At 70.0% G+C, this 14,749-nt stretch carries 13 protein-coding genes, 1 rRNA gene and 1 pseudogene; 5 read left to right on the top strand and 10 right to left on the bottom strand.

Going from position 1 to position 14,749, the window contains the following annotated elements; translation table 11 throughout:
* Nucleotides 1-95, top strand: a 5S ribosomal RNA gene (rrf, locus tag ACZ6I3_RS11100); the annotation flags it as partial.
* Nucleotides 96-143: 48 nt separating this feature from the next.
* Here rrf and ACZ6I3_RS11095 read toward each other — a convergent pair.
* The 3 genes and pseudogenes from ACZ6I3_RS11095 to ACZ6I3_RS11085 all read right to left on the bottom strand — a co-directional run.
* Nucleotides 144-815 (bottom strand): response regulator, encoded by a 672-nt coding sequence (locus ACZ6I3_RS11095; RefSeq protein ID WP_469413674.1) that lies wholly within the window; start codon nt 813-815, stop codon nt 144-146.
* Nucleotides 812-2,059 carry a sensor histidine kinase gene (locus ACZ6I3_RS11090; protein ID WP_469413672.1) on the bottom strand — a complete coding sequence of 416 codons (1,248 nt, stop codon included), beginning with the start codon at nt 2,057-2,059 and terminating at the stop codon, nt 812-814. Before ACZ6I3_RS11090 ends, ACZ6I3_RS11095 begins: the two co-directional genes overlap by 4 nt.
* 120 nt (nt 2,060-2,179) lie before the next feature.
* Nucleotides 2,180-2,281: pseudogene (locus ACZ6I3_RS11085) on the bottom strand (ABC transporter ATP-binding protein); the annotation flags it as partial.
* 94 nt (nt 2,282-2,375) lie between these two features.
* Here ACZ6I3_RS11085 and ACZ6I3_RS11080 point away from each other — a divergent pair.
* Nucleotides 2,376-2,918 carry a GNAT family N-acetyltransferase gene (locus ACZ6I3_RS11080; protein WP_469413671.1) on the top strand — a complete coding sequence of 181 codons (543 nt, stop codon included), beginning with the start codon at nt 2,376-2,378 and terminating at the stop codon, nt 2,916-2,918.
* A 6-nt stretch (nt 2,919-2,924) separates the two neighbouring features.
* Here ACZ6I3_RS11080 and ACZ6I3_RS11075 read toward each other — a convergent pair whose 3' ends face one another.
* The 7 genes from ACZ6I3_RS11075 to ACZ6I3_RS11045 form a co-directional block, all read right to left on the bottom strand.
* Nucleotides 2,925-4,778 (bottom strand): type IV secretory system conjugative DNA transfer family protein, encoded by a 1,854-nt coding sequence (locus tag ACZ6I3_RS11075; protein WP_469413669.1) that lies wholly within the window; start codon nt 4,776-4,778, stop codon nt 2,925-2,927.
* Nucleotides 4,779-4,795: 17 nt separating this feature from the next.
* Nucleotides 4,796-6,208: an ATP-binding protein gene (locus ACZ6I3_RS11070; protein WP_382494720.1), complete on the bottom strand. Its 1,413-nt coding sequence runs from the start codon at nt 6,206-6,208 to the stop codon at nt 4,796-4,798.
* Between the two features lie 6 nt (nt 6,209-6,214).
* Complete coding sequence (locus ACZ6I3_RS11065) at nt 6,215-7,771, bottom strand: SCO6880 family protein (RefSeq protein ID WP_469413667.1); 1,557 nt, start codon at nt 7,769-7,771, stop codon at nt 6,215-6,217.
* Nucleotides 7,768-9,096, bottom strand: a complete 1,329-nt coding sequence (locus ACZ6I3_RS11060; RefSeq protein WP_469413666.1) for a hypothetical protein — start codon at nt 9,094-9,096, stop codon at nt 7,768-7,770. Before ACZ6I3_RS11060 ends, ACZ6I3_RS11065 begins: the two co-directional genes overlap by 4 nt.
* Nucleotides 9,086-9,916, bottom strand: coding sequence for a DUF8175 domain-containg protein (locus tag ACZ6I3_RS11055; RefSeq protein ID WP_469413665.1), 831 nt, complete (start codon nt 9,914-9,916; stop codon nt 9,086-9,088). Before ACZ6I3_RS11055 ends, ACZ6I3_RS11060 begins: the two co-directional genes overlap by 11 nt.
* Before the next feature lie 208 nt (nt 9,917-10,124).
* The gene (locus ACZ6I3_RS11050; protein ID WP_003991275.1) at nt 10,125-10,433 is read right to left on the bottom strand and encodes a hypothetical protein; all 309 of its coding nucleotides are present in this window, start codon (nt 10,431-10,433) and stop codon (nt 10,125-10,127) included.
* A gap of 489 nt (nt 10,434-10,922) precedes the next feature.
* Nucleotides 10,923-11,525, bottom strand: a complete 603-nt coding sequence (locus tag ACZ6I3_RS11045; RefSeq protein WP_469413664.1) for a TetR/AcrR family transcriptional regulator — start codon at nt 11,523-11,525, stop codon at nt 10,923-10,925.
* Nucleotides 11,526-11,597: 72 nt separating this feature from the next.
* Here ACZ6I3_RS11045 and ACZ6I3_RS11040 point away from each other — a divergent pair, with 72 nt between their 5' ends.
* From ACZ6I3_RS11040 to ACZ6I3_RS11030, 3 genes are all read left to right on the top strand, one after another.
* Entirely contained in the window at nt 11,598-12,521 is a 924-nt protein-coding gene (locus ACZ6I3_RS11040) for an oxidoreductase (RefSeq protein ID WP_469413662.1), read from the top strand.
* Nucleotides 12,522-12,708: 187 nt separating this feature from the next.
* The gene (locus ACZ6I3_RS11035; protein WP_469413660.1) at nt 12,709-13,716 is read left to right on the top strand and encodes a bifunctional lytic transglycosylase/C40 family peptidase; all 1,008 of its coding nucleotides are present in this window, start codon (nt 12,709-12,711) and stop codon (nt 13,714-13,716) included.
* A gap of 221 nt (nt 13,717-13,937) precedes the next feature.
* Complete coding sequence (locus ACZ6I3_RS11030; RefSeq protein ID WP_469413659.1) at nt 13,938-14,642, top strand: phosphatase PAP2 family protein; 705 nt, start codon at nt 13,938-13,940, stop codon at nt 14,640-14,642.
* Nucleotides 14,643-14,749 lie beyond the last annotated feature (107 nt).

Here is a 14,749-nt window from a genome sequence, read left to right as displayed (position 1 = left end):
AAACGCCCGGTTACATTCCGAACCCGGAAGCTAAGCCTTTCAGCGCCGATGGTACTGCAGGGGGGACCCTGTGGGAGAGTAGGACGCCGCCGAACAATCATTGAAAGAAAACCCCGTGCCATTTGGCACGGGGTTTTCTGCGTTTATGACGGCTCTACCAGCTTCGTGTCGTACGCCAGGATGACCGCCTGGATACGGTCTCGGGAGCCCGTCTTCGCGAGGATGCGGCCCACGTGGGTTTTCACCGTCGACTCGGCCAGGTGGAGGCGAGTGGCTATCTCCGTGTTCGTCCAGCCCTGGCCGATGACCGTGAGGATCTCCCGTTCCCGGTCGGTGAGAGACGCGAGGCGAGGGTCCTCCTGTGTCTGGTCCTTGGCCGAGGGGTCGGTCGGCAGGTGGTGGACGTAGGCGTTCAGGAGGCGGCGGGTCAGGCTGGGGGCTACGACCGCGTCGCCGGTGGCCACCGCGCGGATGCCGGAGAGGAGTTCCTCGGGCTGGGCGTCCTTGACCAGGAAACCGGAGGCGCCCGCGCGGAGGCCGGCGTAGGCGTATTCGTCCAGGTCGAAGGTGGTGACGATCAGGACGCGGGTGCGGTCGCCGGCGGCGGCGATGCGGCGGGTCGCCTCGATGCCGTCCAGGCCGGGCATGCGGATGTCCATGAGGACGACGTCGGGGTGGAGCTCCGCCGTCATGCGGACCGCTTCGCTGCCGTTCGCTGCCTCGCCGACGACCGTCATGTCGTCCTGGCTCTCCAGGAGCATGCGGGAGCCGAAGCGCTGGAGGGGCTGGTCGTCGGCGATGAGGACCGTGGTCACTGCGGGGATTCCTCCGGGAGATGGAGACGGACGCGCCACCCCTGCTCAGGGTGAGGGCGAGGGCCGGCCTCAAGTGTGCCGTCGTACAAGGCGGTTCGCTCGCGCATTCCGGGTAGTCCACGACCGTCTCGGGGAGGATCGTCGTCCGTTCCGCGGCCGTTGCCTGTGTCCGTGATGGCGACGGTGACGGCGGCCTTCTCCCCGTACGACAGGTCTATCTCCGCGGTGGCGCCGGGGCCGGCGTGCTTGAGGGTGTTGGTCAGGGCTTCCTGGATGACGCGGTAGACGGTGAGCTGGCGGCCCGGGGGGAGTGTGGGGGTGCCGTGGGTGGTGGTGCGGACGGGGAGGCCAGCGGAGCGGACGCCGTCGAGGAGTTGGTCGAGGTCGGTGAGGCCCGGTTGGGGTGTCAGTTCTGCCTGGTGCTTCTCCTCCTCCCGTAGGACGTCGAGGAGGCGGCGGAGTTCGGTCAGGGCCTGGCGGCTGGTGGTGGCGATGGCGTCCAGGGCCTGGGCGGCACGCTCGGGGGACTTGGCGGCGGCGTATCTGCCGCCGTCGGCGAGGCCGGTGATGACGGAGAGGTTGTGGCCGATGATGTCGTGCATCTCGCGGGCGATGCGGGCGCGTTCGGCGGCGGTGGCGAGTTGGGCCTGCTGGTCGCGTTCGGTCTCCAGACGGCGGGCCCGGTCCTCGAGGGCCTCCGTGTAGTTACGGCGGGTGCGATCCGTGATGCCGATGAGGGCGGCCACGGTGATGGACATCAGCTGGGAGCCGATCTGCTGGTCCCAGGTGCCCTCGCCGTGGCGGGCGACCGAGACGAGGCCTGGCATGAGCACCAGGGCCGTGGCCCACCCGAGGTGGTGCAGCGGGCGGCGCAGGGCGAGGTGGTAGATCACGACCAGTTGGAGCAGGGCTGCCTGGAGGGCGGCGCCGGTCCAGGCGTTGACGAGGGCGAAGGGGGCCATCGCGGCCAGGGCGGTCCAGGGGTGGGTGCGGCGTCGGAGCAGGGGTGCCGAGAGGCCGAGGCTCAGGGTGAACAGGAGCCAGCCGGGGACGTCCAGGTCGTGGGCGCTGTGGCGCCAGCCACCGCCTGTGTAGTCGATCAGAGCCGCCGTCACCCAGAAACCGGTGAAGTGCAGGTCCCACACCAGCGGGTGGCGTCGGTCGAAGGCGCGCACCTTGCGGGTGACGCGGTGGGCGTAGTCGGTGAGGGGCTCCGGCGCCCTGTCTTCCGTCACGGGGTCCATCGTGATGGCTCTCGGTACCGCGTGTCAGACGTCTCGGTGGCGTAGGGCCGTCGCCGCTACCGCCAGGGTCGCCGCCGTCCACAGGAGCATGGCCAGGATCTCCGGGACGATCATGATGAGGCCGAGGAAGCCGGTGACGGTGCCGGGGCGGACGGTGAAGGACAGGTCCGTGACGACCGTCCGGTCGCCGTGGCGTTTGGTCGGTTCGTGTGCCGTCAGCATGCTTCGATGCTCGTGCGTGCGGGGGCGGCGGGCGTCGGACCGGCGGGGGTAATCGGGGTGAGGCGTGTCGTACCCGGGTACTACCGTGGCCTGCATGAGCTATGTGATCCGGTCCGTCCGTGCTGACGAGTGGCCCGCGGCGAAGGAGCTGCGGCTCGCGGCGCTGCGGGACCCGGTGGCGCACCTCGCTTTTCTGGAGACGTACGAGGAGGCCGTGGCCAGGCCGGACTCCTTCTGGCAGGAGCGGACGGCGGGGGCCTCCGAAGGGGCGGACGCGGTGCAGCAGATCATCGCCGAGGGGCCGGACGGGCGGTGGGTGGGGACGCTGACCGTGCTCGTGGAGGAGCCGGGGACGACGGACTGGGCCGGGTTCGAGGTGGAGCGCAAGCAGGGGCATGTCGTCGCTGTGTTCGTACGGCCCGAGGAGCGCGGGAGCGGGCTGACCGAGGTGCTGTTCGACGCGGCCCTGGAGTGGTCGTGGGCGCAGGGTCTTGAGCGGGTGCGGCTCATCGTGCACGAGGAGAACGGGCGGGCGCAGCGGTTCTATCGCCGGGCGGGGTTCGTGCCGAGTGGGGTGACCGTACCGCTGGGGGACGCCGGGGAGCGGGAGTTGGAGTTCGTGCTCGAGCGCGAGTGACGGGGGTCAGACGGGGAGTTCATCGTGCGGCCAGCGGGCGCGGGCCTGTTCGCGGGACCGGAGCAGGGCCAGGGTCGGCATGCCCCGGTCCGCTCCGGTGGCCAGCAGCTCCGGCAGCTGGGGAAGCGGAGCCACGGCTGCGACGTCGTCCAGGACGAGCGTCATTGGTGGGTCGAGGCGACCGGCCGATGACCGTTCGGCCATGTGCCGGCCGCGCTCGACCACGCTGGAGACGAGGGCCGTCAGGAGGGGCATCGCGCCCGGCTGTGTCCTGGGGTCCTCGATGGATTCCCCCACCACATAAAGCGTGCCCCCTTCGTGGACGAAGGAATCCAAGGCGAGGGCATCACTTCGGTTGGGAGTGCAGGCTTCGCGGATGTTGACCGTGGAGAGGGCCGCGAGGGCGCGGGTGGTCAACTGCTGGGCCATGTCCCGGCGTTCGGGGTGGGCGGTGAGGGTGCCCTCGAGTTCGCCGGCGGCGCCTGGGGCTGCCTTGGGGTTCGTACGGAGGATGCGTACGGCGTCCTGGATCTGGGTGCCCTGGGACCAGCGGTGGACGTGGCGGATGGTGCGGCCGTCGATGGCCGCGGCGTGCAGGTAGCTCCGCAGGAGTGTCTCGGCTGTGTCGCTGAGGGCTTGGTCGAGTTTGGAGGTGGGGCGGACGGGGGTGAGGAGGGCGGTGGCTCGTCGGGTTGCCGTTGCCTTGTCCTCGCAGCCGGCTGTGGGGGACCAGTGGAGGCGGGACGGGGTGTCGCAGAGGTGGGTGGGGTCGTAGAGGTGGGTGGGGCCCAGTTTGGCTCGGGCGTCCTTGGTGCTCTGCCAGAGGGCGGGGTTCGATGTGACGATGAGGGCGGGGCCTTCCGCGTCGCGGATCGCCTGGGTGGCCGTGGTCTGGCGGGATTCCCTTGGGGCTACGAGGATTTTTTCCCACCCGCCCACCCGTTCCTGGGCGAACAGAGACGCCGGGGTCGCGGGGGCGCTTGCCGGGAGTGGGGCGGTGGTTGCCGGGAGTGGGGCGGTGGTTGCCGTCGGATCCAGAGGGCTCGTGGGGTCGGAGGGCGAGCGGCGGGGGGTGGGGAGGTCGTGCTGCGGCGCCGGGGGTGTGTGCTGCGGCGCCTGGGACGTGTGCTGCGGCGCCTGGGACGTGTGCTCGTGTGCCGTTGCCGGAATCTCCTGGTGGGCCGCAGCCGGGGCAGTATGCTGCGCCGCTGCCTGGAGTTTGTGCTGGGCCGCCGGGGAGGCGGGCTCGTGCGTCGCTGCCGGGGTCTCGTGCTGTGCCGTTCCTCGGAGGTCGTGCTGTGCCCGCGCCGGGGTCTCGTGCTGCGGCGTTCCGTGGGGGTCGTACTGTGCCGATCCTCGAAAGTCGTGCTGCGCCCGCGCGGGGACCTCGTGCTGTGCCGCCGGGAAGGTGTGCTCCTGCGCCACCGCCGCCCGGGGCTCGTGCTGCGTCGGTGGGTGTGCCTCGTACGGGCCCGTTGCCCTTTTCTCCCGGCGTCTTGCCCGGACCGCCTTCCAGCGGGCCAGTGTGCCCATCACGAAGACCGTCAGGACGACCAGGATCATCAGCTGGCCGATGAACAGGCCCCAGAACAGGCCGTAGCCCGAGAGTTCGCCGGGGGGTGTGTCCGGCCAGGCGCCGGGGATGTCGTGGGGCTGGGCGATGAGGCCGCGCATGGCGAGGGGGGTGCGGGTGAAGGTGACGCCGGACGGCCAGGAGCCGTGGGAGAACAGGGCGGCGAGGCCGGTGGCCGTCCACACCAGCAGGGTCATGCCGAGGAGGAACGCGAGTATGCCGATCAGCAGGCCGTCGGGGATGCCTCCCTGGCCGTCCCGCTGGGTGCGGCGGTCGTCCGGTCTCACGCGTGCTCCCCCTGGCTCTACGCCACCGTCGATTCGGAGTCGCCCAGGTGGTGTTCCACGAAGGCCGCGGCCCGTTCCTCCGCCTCCAGTTCGGCGGCGCGCAGGGCGTCGTCGTCCGCGAGGTCGGCGGAGGACTCGGTCATCGCGCGGTCGGTGAAGACCAGCGGGCGTTCGGTCTCCGTGACCAGGTGTTTGACGACCTGGACGTTGCCGTTGACGTCCCAGACGGCGATGCCGGGGGTCAGGGTCGGGATGATCTCGACCGCCCAGCGGGGCAGGCCCAGCACTCTGCCCGTAGCCCGCGCCTCGTCCGCTTTCTGGGCGTAGATCGTCCTTGTCGACGCCATCTTCAGGATGGCCGCCGCCTCTCTGGCCGCCGCGCCGTCGACGACGTCCGACAGGTGGTGGACGACCGCGACGAAGGACAGGCCGAGGCGTCGGCCGAACTTCAGCAGGCGCTGGAACAGCTGCGCCACGAAGGGGCTGTTGATGATGTGCCAGGCCTCCTCGACGAGGAAGATGCGCTTCTTCCGGTCGGGGCGGATCCAGGTGTGCTCCAGCCACACGCCGACGATCGCCATGAGGATGGGCATGGCGATGGAGTTGCGGTCGATGTGGGACAGGTCGAAGACGATGAGGGGCGCGTCGAGGTCGATGCCGACCGTCGTCGGGCCGTCGAACATGCCTCGGAGGTCACCGTCGACGAGACGGTCCAGGACCAGCGCGACGTCCAGGCCCCAGGCCCGTACGTCGTCTATGGCGACGTTCATCGCCTCCGCGGACTCCGGCTCGGGGTGGCGGAGCTGCTCGACGATGTCGGTGAGGACCGGCTGGCGGTCGACGATGGTCTCGTTGACGTAGGCGTGCGCGACCTTCAGGGCGAAGCCGGAGCGCTCGTCCAGGCCGTGGCCCATCGCGACCTCGATGATCGTGCGGAGCAGCGCGAGCTGGCCCGTCGTCGTGATCGCCGGGTCGAGCGGGTTGAGGCGGATCCCCATGTCCAGGGCGGCCATGGGGTCCAGGCGGATGGGGGTTATGCCCAGCTCCTGGGCGATGAGGTTCCACTCGCCCACCCCGTCCTCGCCCTGGGCGTCCAGGACGACGACCTGGCGGTCGCGGAAGCGGAGCTGGCGCAGGACGTACGTCTTCTCCAGCGCCGACTTGCCGTTGCCGGACTCGCCGAGGACCAGCCAGTGGGGGGCGGGGAGCTGCTGGCCGTAGAGCTGGAAGGGGTCGTAGATGTAGCCCTTTCCGGAGTACACCTCGCGGCCGATGATGACGCCGGAGTCGCCGAGGCCCGGGGCCGCCGTCGGCAGGTAGACCGCCTGGGCCTGGCCCGTGGACGTGCGCACCGGGAGCCTGGTCGTCTCGACCTTCCCGAAGAGGAAGGACGTGAAGGCGTCGGTGAGGACGGACAGCGGGTCCCGCATCAGGTCCTACCTCCGAATGCCGGTGGCGAAGGGAAGGGTGTTCACGAAGGCGCGGTGGTGCTCGCGGTCGCACCATTCCAGCTTCAGGTACGACTTTCCGGCCGAGGCCCTTATCGTCCGCTTGTCGCGGGCGAGGGCGTCGGGGGAGCGGGATGAGACCGTGATGTAGCCGACGAGGTTGACGCCGGCCGCGCCGCTGGCGAGGTCCTCGCCGCGCTGGTCGAGCCGGGAGTTCGCGGCGACGTCGCGCGGGTCGACGGTGCGGTTCATCTTGGCGGCGCGGGACGCCTCGGCCTCGTCGTTGGTCTTCTCGGTGAGCATGCGCTCGATGGCGATCTCGGTGGGTTCGAGGTCCATCGTGACGGCGACCGTGCGGATGACGTCCGGGGTGTGGACGAGGAGCGGGGCCAGGAAGTTGACGCCGACGGGGGTCATCGGCCACTCCTTCACCCAGGCGGTGGCGTGGCACCAGGGGGCGCGGGTGCTGGATTCCCGGGTCTTGGCCTGGAGGAACGTGGGCTCCATGGCGTCCAGCTCGGCCGGCCAGGCATTGCGCTTCGACATCGCCTGGATGTGGTCGATCGGGTGGTCCGGGTCGTACATGGAGTGGACCAGCGAGGACAGCCGCCCCTGACCGAGCGGCTGCCGTACGCGGATGTCGGCCTCCTGCAGACGCGAGCAGATGTCGGTCAGCTCGCGGGCCATGACGACGGCGAGCCCGCCGTCCCGGTCGACCTTGCCGCCGTGGGAGCGGGCCGCGCGGGCCATGGCGTTGGCCTCGGCGGCGAGCTCGCGCGTGTAGTGCATGCAGGCGACGAGGTAGGCGCGGTGCTGCTCACTGCTGGTCGACACCATCGACTGGAGCTGGTCGTACGACTGCTGCAGCCACGGCGGTGACTTCTCGTCGCCGCGGAGGGAGACGTCCTTGTTGTGCGCGTCCGGGTCGGCGGGGAGGGTGCGGGCGAGCATCTGCAGGCGGGTGACGAAGCCGTCGCCGTTGGCCACGTGCTTGAGCAGGGTGCCGAAGCGGTCGACCAGGGCCTCCTGGTCCTCGGAATCGCGCAGGCCGACGCCGGGGCCCTCGATCTCGATGGCGGCGGTGACGGTCTTGCGGTCGGCGTGCAGCAGTACGGCGATCTCGTCGGGCCCGAAGGGGGCGGCCAGCCAGGTGACGCGGCCGATGCCCGGGGGCGGTCCGACCTCGACCTCCTTGCCGTCCAGCCGGGTGCCGGCCTCGACGGCCGTCGAGCGGTAGGTGGTGCCCCGCTTGAGGGTCCGCTTGTAGCTGCGGTTGATCTCGAACCACTTGTAGAACGTGCGGTGCTTGAACGGCACGTACACCGCGGCCAGCGCCAGCATCGGGAACCCGGCCAGCAGCACGATGCGCAGGGACAGCACGGGGACGAGGAGTCCGCACATCATGCCGAGGAACGCGCCCACGACGATCAGGGCGATCTCGCCGGTCTCGCGGTTGCGGCCGATGATCGCGTTCGGCCGGGCGCGGCCGATCAGATATGTACGGCGGGGCGTGACCGGATGGGACACGTGGGACTCGGTCGTCAACGCCCTTCACCTCCCGTGCGGTTGCTGCTGCTGTTGCGGGTGTTGCTGGCGTGGGGAGTGTTGACGGGGCTGCTCGAACGGGGTGCGGGTGCGGCGGAGGGGACGGATCCGCCACCGCCGTTCGAGGGGCGCGAGCTGTGTGCGGCGACTCCGCCGGAGGCGGGGTTCGAGGGGCGGGGGGCGGAGGACTGGCCGCCGCCTCCCTGGTTGTCCGCGCGGGAACTGTGGGTCTTGATGCCCTGCGCGACGAGGGTCGCGGGGGAGCTGATCACGGCTGCTGCCTTGCCTTCGGCGCCCTGCATGAGGCGGTTGTTGCGGGAGCCGGCGATCTCGTCGCCGAAGCCGGGGACGAAGCGGTAGATCATCGCGCTGGCGAAGATGGCGAGCAGGATGATGGCGAGGCCGGAGACGACCGCGGAGAAGGCGTCGGGGCCGTCGTCGGCGGAGAGCGCGCCGGCGAGGCCGAGCACGATGACGATGACGGGCTTGATCAGGATCACCGCGATCATGATGCCCGCCCAGCGGCGGACGTGGCCCCAGAGGTTCTTGTCGACGAGGCCGGCGTAGACGACGGTGCCGAGGAGGGCGCCGACGTAGAGGAGCGCCGCCCTGATGACGAGCTCCAGCCAGAGGACGCCGGCGGCGAGGATGCTGACCAGGGAGACGACGATCAGCATGATGGGGCCGCCGCCGATGTCCTCGCCCTTCTTGAGGGCCTCGGAGAACGTGCCGAAGAAGGCGTCGGTCTGGTCGCCGGTGGCCTTCGCGAGGACCTCGGTGATGCCGTCCGTGGCCGAGACGACGGTGTAGAGGATCAGGGGGGTGAAGGCGGAGGCCAGCACGGTCAGCCAGAGGAAGCCGATGGCTTCGCCGATGGCGGTGCTGAGGGGGACGCCGCGGACGGCTCGCTTGGCCACGGCCATGAGCCACAGCAGGAGCGTGAGGACCGTCGAGGCGGCGAAGACGACGGCGTACTGCTGGAGGAACTTGGGGTTGGTGAAGTCGACGTTGGCCGTCTCCTTCACGGCGACGCTGAGCTTGTCGACGGTCCAGGAGGCGGCTTCGGCGCAGCCCTTGGCGAGGGAGGAGAGGGGGTCGAGGGTGGAGGTGGGGTTCAGGCGGGAGGTGCCGCTGCCTTCGCCGCTGCCGGTGTCGCCTTGGCAGACCTCCAGGGCCTTGCCGGAGAGCAGGGCGCAGTCGTCATTGCTGGGCGACGGTGTCGGTGTGGGGGCGGCGACCGCCCGGGTGGCGAACAGGACGGCGCTGGTCTGAACTGCGGTGAGGATTGCAGCGACCTTCACCGCGCGGCGCGGGCTACCGGGCATACGTCAACCCTCCGAACTCCTCGACGGCCTTCGAGATGTCGTCCGACGACGACACCTTGTTGTCGCCGTTGACCGGCGCGGGGCCTTCCTTCTGGGAGAAGCTGTCGACCTTCCAGTCGCCGTCGGTCCAGCGCAACTGCAGGGTCATGGTGAACCAGTCGTTGGTGACCGGGTTCTGCGAGCTCTCCCCCGTCATCCCGAACACGCCTGTGCACCAGACCTCGACGGTGGCGGCGCTGCCCGAGTATTCGGTGGTTCTGGTGCCGACCGGCGTGGTGCGGGAGACATACGTGCTGCCCTGAGGGGCCTCGCCGTTCTCGTCCAGGCCGACCTTGTCGAGGAACGCCTTGTCGTACACCCGGTCGAGGTTCTTCTCCAGCTGGGAGACCCGGCCGGCGTCGAACACCTGGCGGACGATCTCGGTGCGCCTCGCGGGCTTGAGGATGTCGGCCGAGACCAGCGCCACGGCGTAGTTGGCCGCCGCGCTCTCCACCCCCTCCTGGCTCTGTGCGAAGCCCGACGGGATGCCGCCCGACTTGGACTGGACGGGGCGTTGGCCCGAGGGCGCCGTCGACGCCGTGTCCGGCTTGCTGCCCGACGAGTCGGTCTTGTCGGTATCACCGCCCCCCCGGTTCGCGAAGGCGATGGCCGCGATCAGGAGGACCACCACGCCGACCACCGTCACCAGGCTGCGGGAGGAGGAGCGGGGGGTGCGGCGGGGGGTGCCGTAGGCGTCGGGGTCGGTGTCGGGCAGGCGGGTGCGGGTCTGGCCCGTGCCGCCGTAGCCGCCGGAGGCCTCGTGCTCGTCACCGAGACTCATGCCGCGTACGCCCCCTCGACGTCGTGCGGAAACACTTGGTACCGGTCGTACTTCTCATACTCCTCGTACGACGGTAGCCGTGCTGGTTCCCGCGCGGGCGCGGTGTGGTGACTCGACATCAGGGAAACGCAACCTCAGCCGGTGGGCACGACGGGCGGGTGGGATGGAGAGGAGCCGGGCGCGCCCGGCCGGGCGGATGGTGCCCGGGCTACACGGCCATGCCGTACACGATGGTGAACAGCGTGCCGAGGGAGCCGATGATGAAGACTCCGGTGAGGCCGGCGATGATGAGGCCTTTGCCCTGTTCCGCGCTGAAGGTGTCCCGGAGGGCAGTGGCACCGATGCGCTGCTTGGCCGCGCCCCAGATGGCGATGCCGAGGCAGAGCAGGATGGCGACCGCCATCACGACCTCGATCATCACCTTGGCCTCGTTGCCCAGGCTGCCGAAGGGGCCCCAGTCCGGAGCGATCCCGCCGATGATCGTGTTGATGTCTCCCTTGTCGGCCGCAAAGAGCATGTAAGTCACCGCCCCTGTTGGGTAGTTCCGTACCCTCTGCGGTCGTGCAGAGGTCAGGCCTCATTCTCGCCGACAATGACGCCGCCGGATGTCGACTTGGCGTCATTGATTGGCGGGTTTCGTACGAATACCTTGCCACCGTTCCGCGCCGGCCCCTAGGGGAGGCGACGAACGGTGCGCGAAGGATCGTATGGTCACTCTGTGTATCACGGCAGGTCACGACGGGCAATGAGGCCTGAGTGAAACCTGTCGTGAGGTTCCGTCGTTGTGCCTTTTTACGTCCCATGTCACCTTTACGGACCGTTTTTGACGGTCGGTCGGGTGAGTGGTCGTGCCCGTGTTCTCCGGGTGAAGGCTACCGAACGCGGGGAACGGGCCGCGGCTGGGATGCCGCGGCCCGTTCCCCGGTGACGTTCTGTCACGGGATCGGAGGGGTCAGCCGCGGTCGATGGCCGGGGGATGGGCGCGGCTTGATCAAGGGGCCCGGGGTCAGCGGGGCTTGAGGCCGTGCAGGAGGAGGTGGACGAGTTCCTCGATGCCGTCCAGGGCCGCTTCGGGGGCGAGCATGCCGCCCGCCGCGAAGGAGGCGATGCCCTGGAGGGTGGCGCCGGTCAGCAGGGTGAGGTGCTGCGGGTCGCCGGCGATGATCTCGCCGCGCTGCTGGGCGTCGGCGATGACCCGCTCCAGGGAGCCCACCGTCCGGTCGACGGCCGCGGCCATCTGTTCCGAGGCGTCGGGCTCGTGCTTGCGGGCGTACATGAGCTCCAGCAGCTCGGCGTTGTCGATCGCGAAGGCGAGATAGGCCCGGGCGAGGGCGGTGAGTCGCGGCTCCAGCGGGAGGGCGGCGTCGTCGGCGCCGTCCAGGGCCTGGCCCAGCCGGTCGTACCCGGCGAGCGCGAGGGCGTTGAGCAGGGCCTGCTTGTCCTTGAAGTGACGGCCCGGTGCGGCATGGCTGACACCGGCCTCGCGGGCCAGTTCGCGCAGCGAGAGCGCGCCTGCCCCCTTCTCCCGCAGGGTGCGCTCGGCGCCGGCGAGCAGGGTGGAGCGCAGGTCTCCGTGGTGGTAGGGGCGGCTCTCGGGCATGCGCACCATCGTAGCCCGATGTTGATACCGCCAGCATTGTTGTCGTTGACAGCATTGTTGGCGGCGCCTACATTCGAGGGTATGGCTGACCAGAAGACGAAGAGCAACGAGACAGGGAACGCCCGCCGCCTGCCCGACCTCACCGGCCGGACCGTCGTCGTCACCGGCGCCAACAGCGGCATCGGGCTCACCGCGACCGACGCGCTGGCCCGGGCGGGGGCGCACGTCGTCCTCGCCGTACGGGATCCGGAGCGGGGGCGGGCCGCTGCGGCGACCGTGCGGGGCAGCACCGAGGTGCGGCGGCTCGATCTGGCGGACCTCTCCTCCGTGCGGGAGTTCGCCGAGGCCTGGCGGCAGCCATTGCACGCGCTGATCAACAACGCCGGCGTGATGATGCTCCCCAGGCAGCTCACCAAGGACGGCTTCGAGATGCAGTTCGGCACGAACCATCTCGGTCACTTCGCCCTGACGAACCTGCTGCTCCCGCACATCACCGACCGCGTCGTCACGGTCTCCTCGGGCGCCCACCGCTGGGGCGGCGCGCGGATCGTCTTCGACGACCTGGACCTGACGGCGAACTACACCCCGCAGCGCGCCTACGCCCAGTCCAAGCTGGCGAACCTCCTGTTCACCCTGGAACTCCAGCGCCGGCTGGCGGAATCGGGCTCCACCGTCCGCGCGCTGGCCGCCCACCCCGGCTACGCGGCCACCAACCTCCAGAGCCACGCGGCCAACCCGGCGGCGCGCGCCTTCATGCGCCTCGGCAACAGGTTCTTCGCGCAGGACGACCGGGCGGGCGCACTCCCCACTCTCTACGCCGCCACCCAGGATCTGCCCGGCGCGAGCTACGTCGGCCCCGACGGCCTGGGCGAGATGCGCGGCGCCCCGACCCTGGTGGGCCGCTCCCGTGCAGCCAGCGACCCGTTGACGGCACGGCGGCTGTGGCGGGTGTCGGAGGAGCTGACGGGCACGCTGTTCCCGCTGACCGTGGGGGAACCGGCGTAAGAAGGGTGCGGCACCCGCTCCTGTGACGACCCCGTGCGCCGATTTCCCCAGGCGTGCTTCCGCCGTGCCGCCCGTGCCGTGGCCGGTTCTTCTTTCCGCCCCCGACTCTCCTCTTCGTGATCATTCCTGAGCGCGGCAGCCCCCTCTACACTGACCAGGCGACGGACTCGCGTGCGGTGAGGGGCGGTTGACGGTGCGTAAGGCATGGATCGTGGCGAGTGTTGCGATCAGCTCCGCCCTGGCCTTCGTGATGCTGCTGGTCGTCGGGGTCTACATCGTCGCCGGGAACCTGGCCAACGGCGTGGGCGGCGGGGCGAAGGCGCTGGCCAAGGGGGCGGTGCCCGCCGCGTACTCGGGCCTCGTGGCGAAGTGGGGCAACCTCTGCCCCGCCATCAGCCCGGCCCTGCTCGCCGCCCAGCTCTACCAGGAGAGCGGGTTCAACCCGAGGGCGCAGAGCCACGCCGCCGCGCAGGGGATAGCGCAGTTCATCCCCGGTACCTGGGCCTCGCACGGCATCGACGGGGACAAGGACGGGGACCGGGACGTCTGGGACCCCGAGGACGCGATTCCCTCCGCCGCCTCGTACGACTGCGAACTCGCGTCGTACGTGAAGAAGGTTGGCGGGAATCAGACCGAAAACATGCTGGCCGCCTACAACGCGGGGGCGTACGCGGTGATCAAGTACGGGGGCGTGCCGCCGTACAGCGAGACCCGGAACTACGTGAAGAGGATCACGACGCTCTCGGAGAGCTTCGCGGCGCCCGTCGGGCGGGTCGATCCCTCCGAGCAGGCCGCCGGCGCCATCGAGTACGCGCAGAAGAAGCTCGGCACGCCCTATCTGTGGGGCGGCACCGGTACCGCTGAGCAGGGCGGACGCTTCGACTGCTCGGGACTGACCCAGGCCGCCTACGAGACCGTGGGCATCAAGCTCCCGCGCGTCGCCAACGACCAGTACAACGCCGGTCCGCATCCCTCGCGGGACGAACTGCTCCCCGGCGACCTCGTGTTCTTCTCGGACGACCCCACCAATTCACGGGCCATCCGGCATGTCGGTATTTATGTCGGAGGCGGGTACATGATCGACGCGCCGCGTACAGGTGCTGTGATCCGGTTCGACCCGATCGACACCCCCGACTACTTCGGAGCCACCCGAGTCACCGAAGATGGCGCGAAAGCACTGCCCACGACGGTGTGAGCCGAGCGTGAACCCACCCCCTGAGCTGCGAAGACGTATCTCTCTTCGATAACGTCTGCGTGATCATTCGGTGGAGTGTGGAACGTATCAACGGGGACCGTGCGTTCCTGATGACGTAGCCGAGCGGACGTCAGTGCGGAAGCGGATCTACAACCACGGGGGTGGCAGGAGCGGCGTACGCACAGGTGCGCCGGGAGAGACGACGAAGGGGCCGCAGCGCCATGGCTGGACTCGCCGAATCCGGGTCGAACCCTGACGTCGACCTGCTCTACGACATCAATGGCCTGGCCAAGGACGCGCCAGGGTGGTTCGACCGGGTCATGGAGTACGTGGGCGAATACGGGCTGCTGCTCGCCATCGTCCTGCTCGTGGTCTGGTGCTGGTGGACCGTGCGGCGCCGGGGGGACGAGGACGCGGCGTCCTCCGTCGCGGCGCTGATCTGGGCGCCGCTGGCGGCGGGGATCGCCGTGCTGGTGAACGTCCCGATACGGGGGTTCGTCGAGCGGCCGCGGCCGTTCCTCGACCATCAGGGGCTCGAGGTGCTGGTCTCGGGCAAGACCGACTACTCGTTCGTGAGCGACCACGCGACGATCGTGATGGCGATGGCGGTGGGGCTGTTCGTCGCCCACCGGAAGTTCGGGCTCGTCGCGTTGGTGCTGGCGGTGTTCGGGGGGTTCATCCGGGTCTACATGGGTGTGCACTATCCGACGGACGTCGTGGGCGGGTTCGCGCTGGGGACGGCTGTGGCGTTGCTGTTGTCGCCGGTGGCCATGGCGCTGTTGACGCCGGTCGTTCGGGCCGTGGAGCGGTCGCCTCGGGTGGGGTGGATTGTGCGGGCTCGTGGGCGTGGGGCCGGTGACGGGGAGGGTGCTGTGATTCCCGGGGCTCGGCGGGAGCAGGCTTCTGAGCGGGACCTTGCCGCGTAGTGGTGCTGGGTGTTGGTGCTGGGGGCGGGGGGTTTCGCAGCCCGGCGTGGCGGGGTGCCGCTGCGCCCACCCGTGCCGCCCTTAGCGGCACGCATGCCCGCAGCGGG

Source organism: Streptomyces sp. NPDC041940, assembly GCF_055589465.1.
The sequence above is the reverse complement of the archived record's forward strand: the minus strand, read 5'-3'. Positions and strand labels throughout refer to the sequence as shown.

Excerpts from the sequence above, each read along its gene's own strand:
- ACZ6I3_RS11045 (WP_469413664.1), bottom strand. The coding sequence starts at position 11,525 with ATGGTGCGCATGCCCGAGAGCCGCCCCTACCACCACGGAGACCTGCGC.
- ACZ6I3_RS11070 (WP_382494720.1), bottom strand. The coding sequence starts at position 6,208 with ATGCGGGACCCGCTGTCCGTCCTCACCGACGCCTTCACGTCCTTCCTC.
- ACZ6I3_RS11030 (WP_469413659.1), top strand. The coding sequence starts at position 13,938 with ATGGCTGGACTCGCCGAATCCGGGTCGAACCCTGACGTCGACCTGCTC.
- ACZ6I3_RS11040 (WP_469413662.1), top strand. The coding sequence starts at position 11,598 with ATGGCTGACCAGAAGACGAAGAGCAACGAGACAGGGAACGCCCGCCGC.
- ACZ6I3_RS11090 (WP_469413672.1), bottom strand. The coding sequence starts at position 2,059 with ATGGACCCCGTGACGGAAGACAGGGCGCCGGAGCCCCTCACCGACTAC.
- ACZ6I3_RS11080 (WP_469413671.1), top strand. The coding sequence starts at position 2,376 with ATGAGCTATGTGATCCGGTCCGTCCGTGCTGACGAGTGGCCCGCGGCG.
- ACZ6I3_RS11060 (WP_469413666.1), bottom strand. The coding sequence starts at position 9,096 with ATGCCCGGTAGCCCGCGCCGCGCGGTGAAGGTCGCTGCAATCCTCACC.
- ACZ6I3_RS11055 (WP_469413665.1), bottom strand. The coding sequence starts at position 9,916 with ATGAGTCTCGGTGACGAGCACGAGGCCTCCGGCGGCTACGGCGGCACG.
- ACZ6I3_RS11050 (WP_003991275.1), bottom strand. The coding sequence starts at position 10,433 with ATGCTCTTTGCGGCCGACAAGGGAGACATCAACACGATCATCGGCGGG.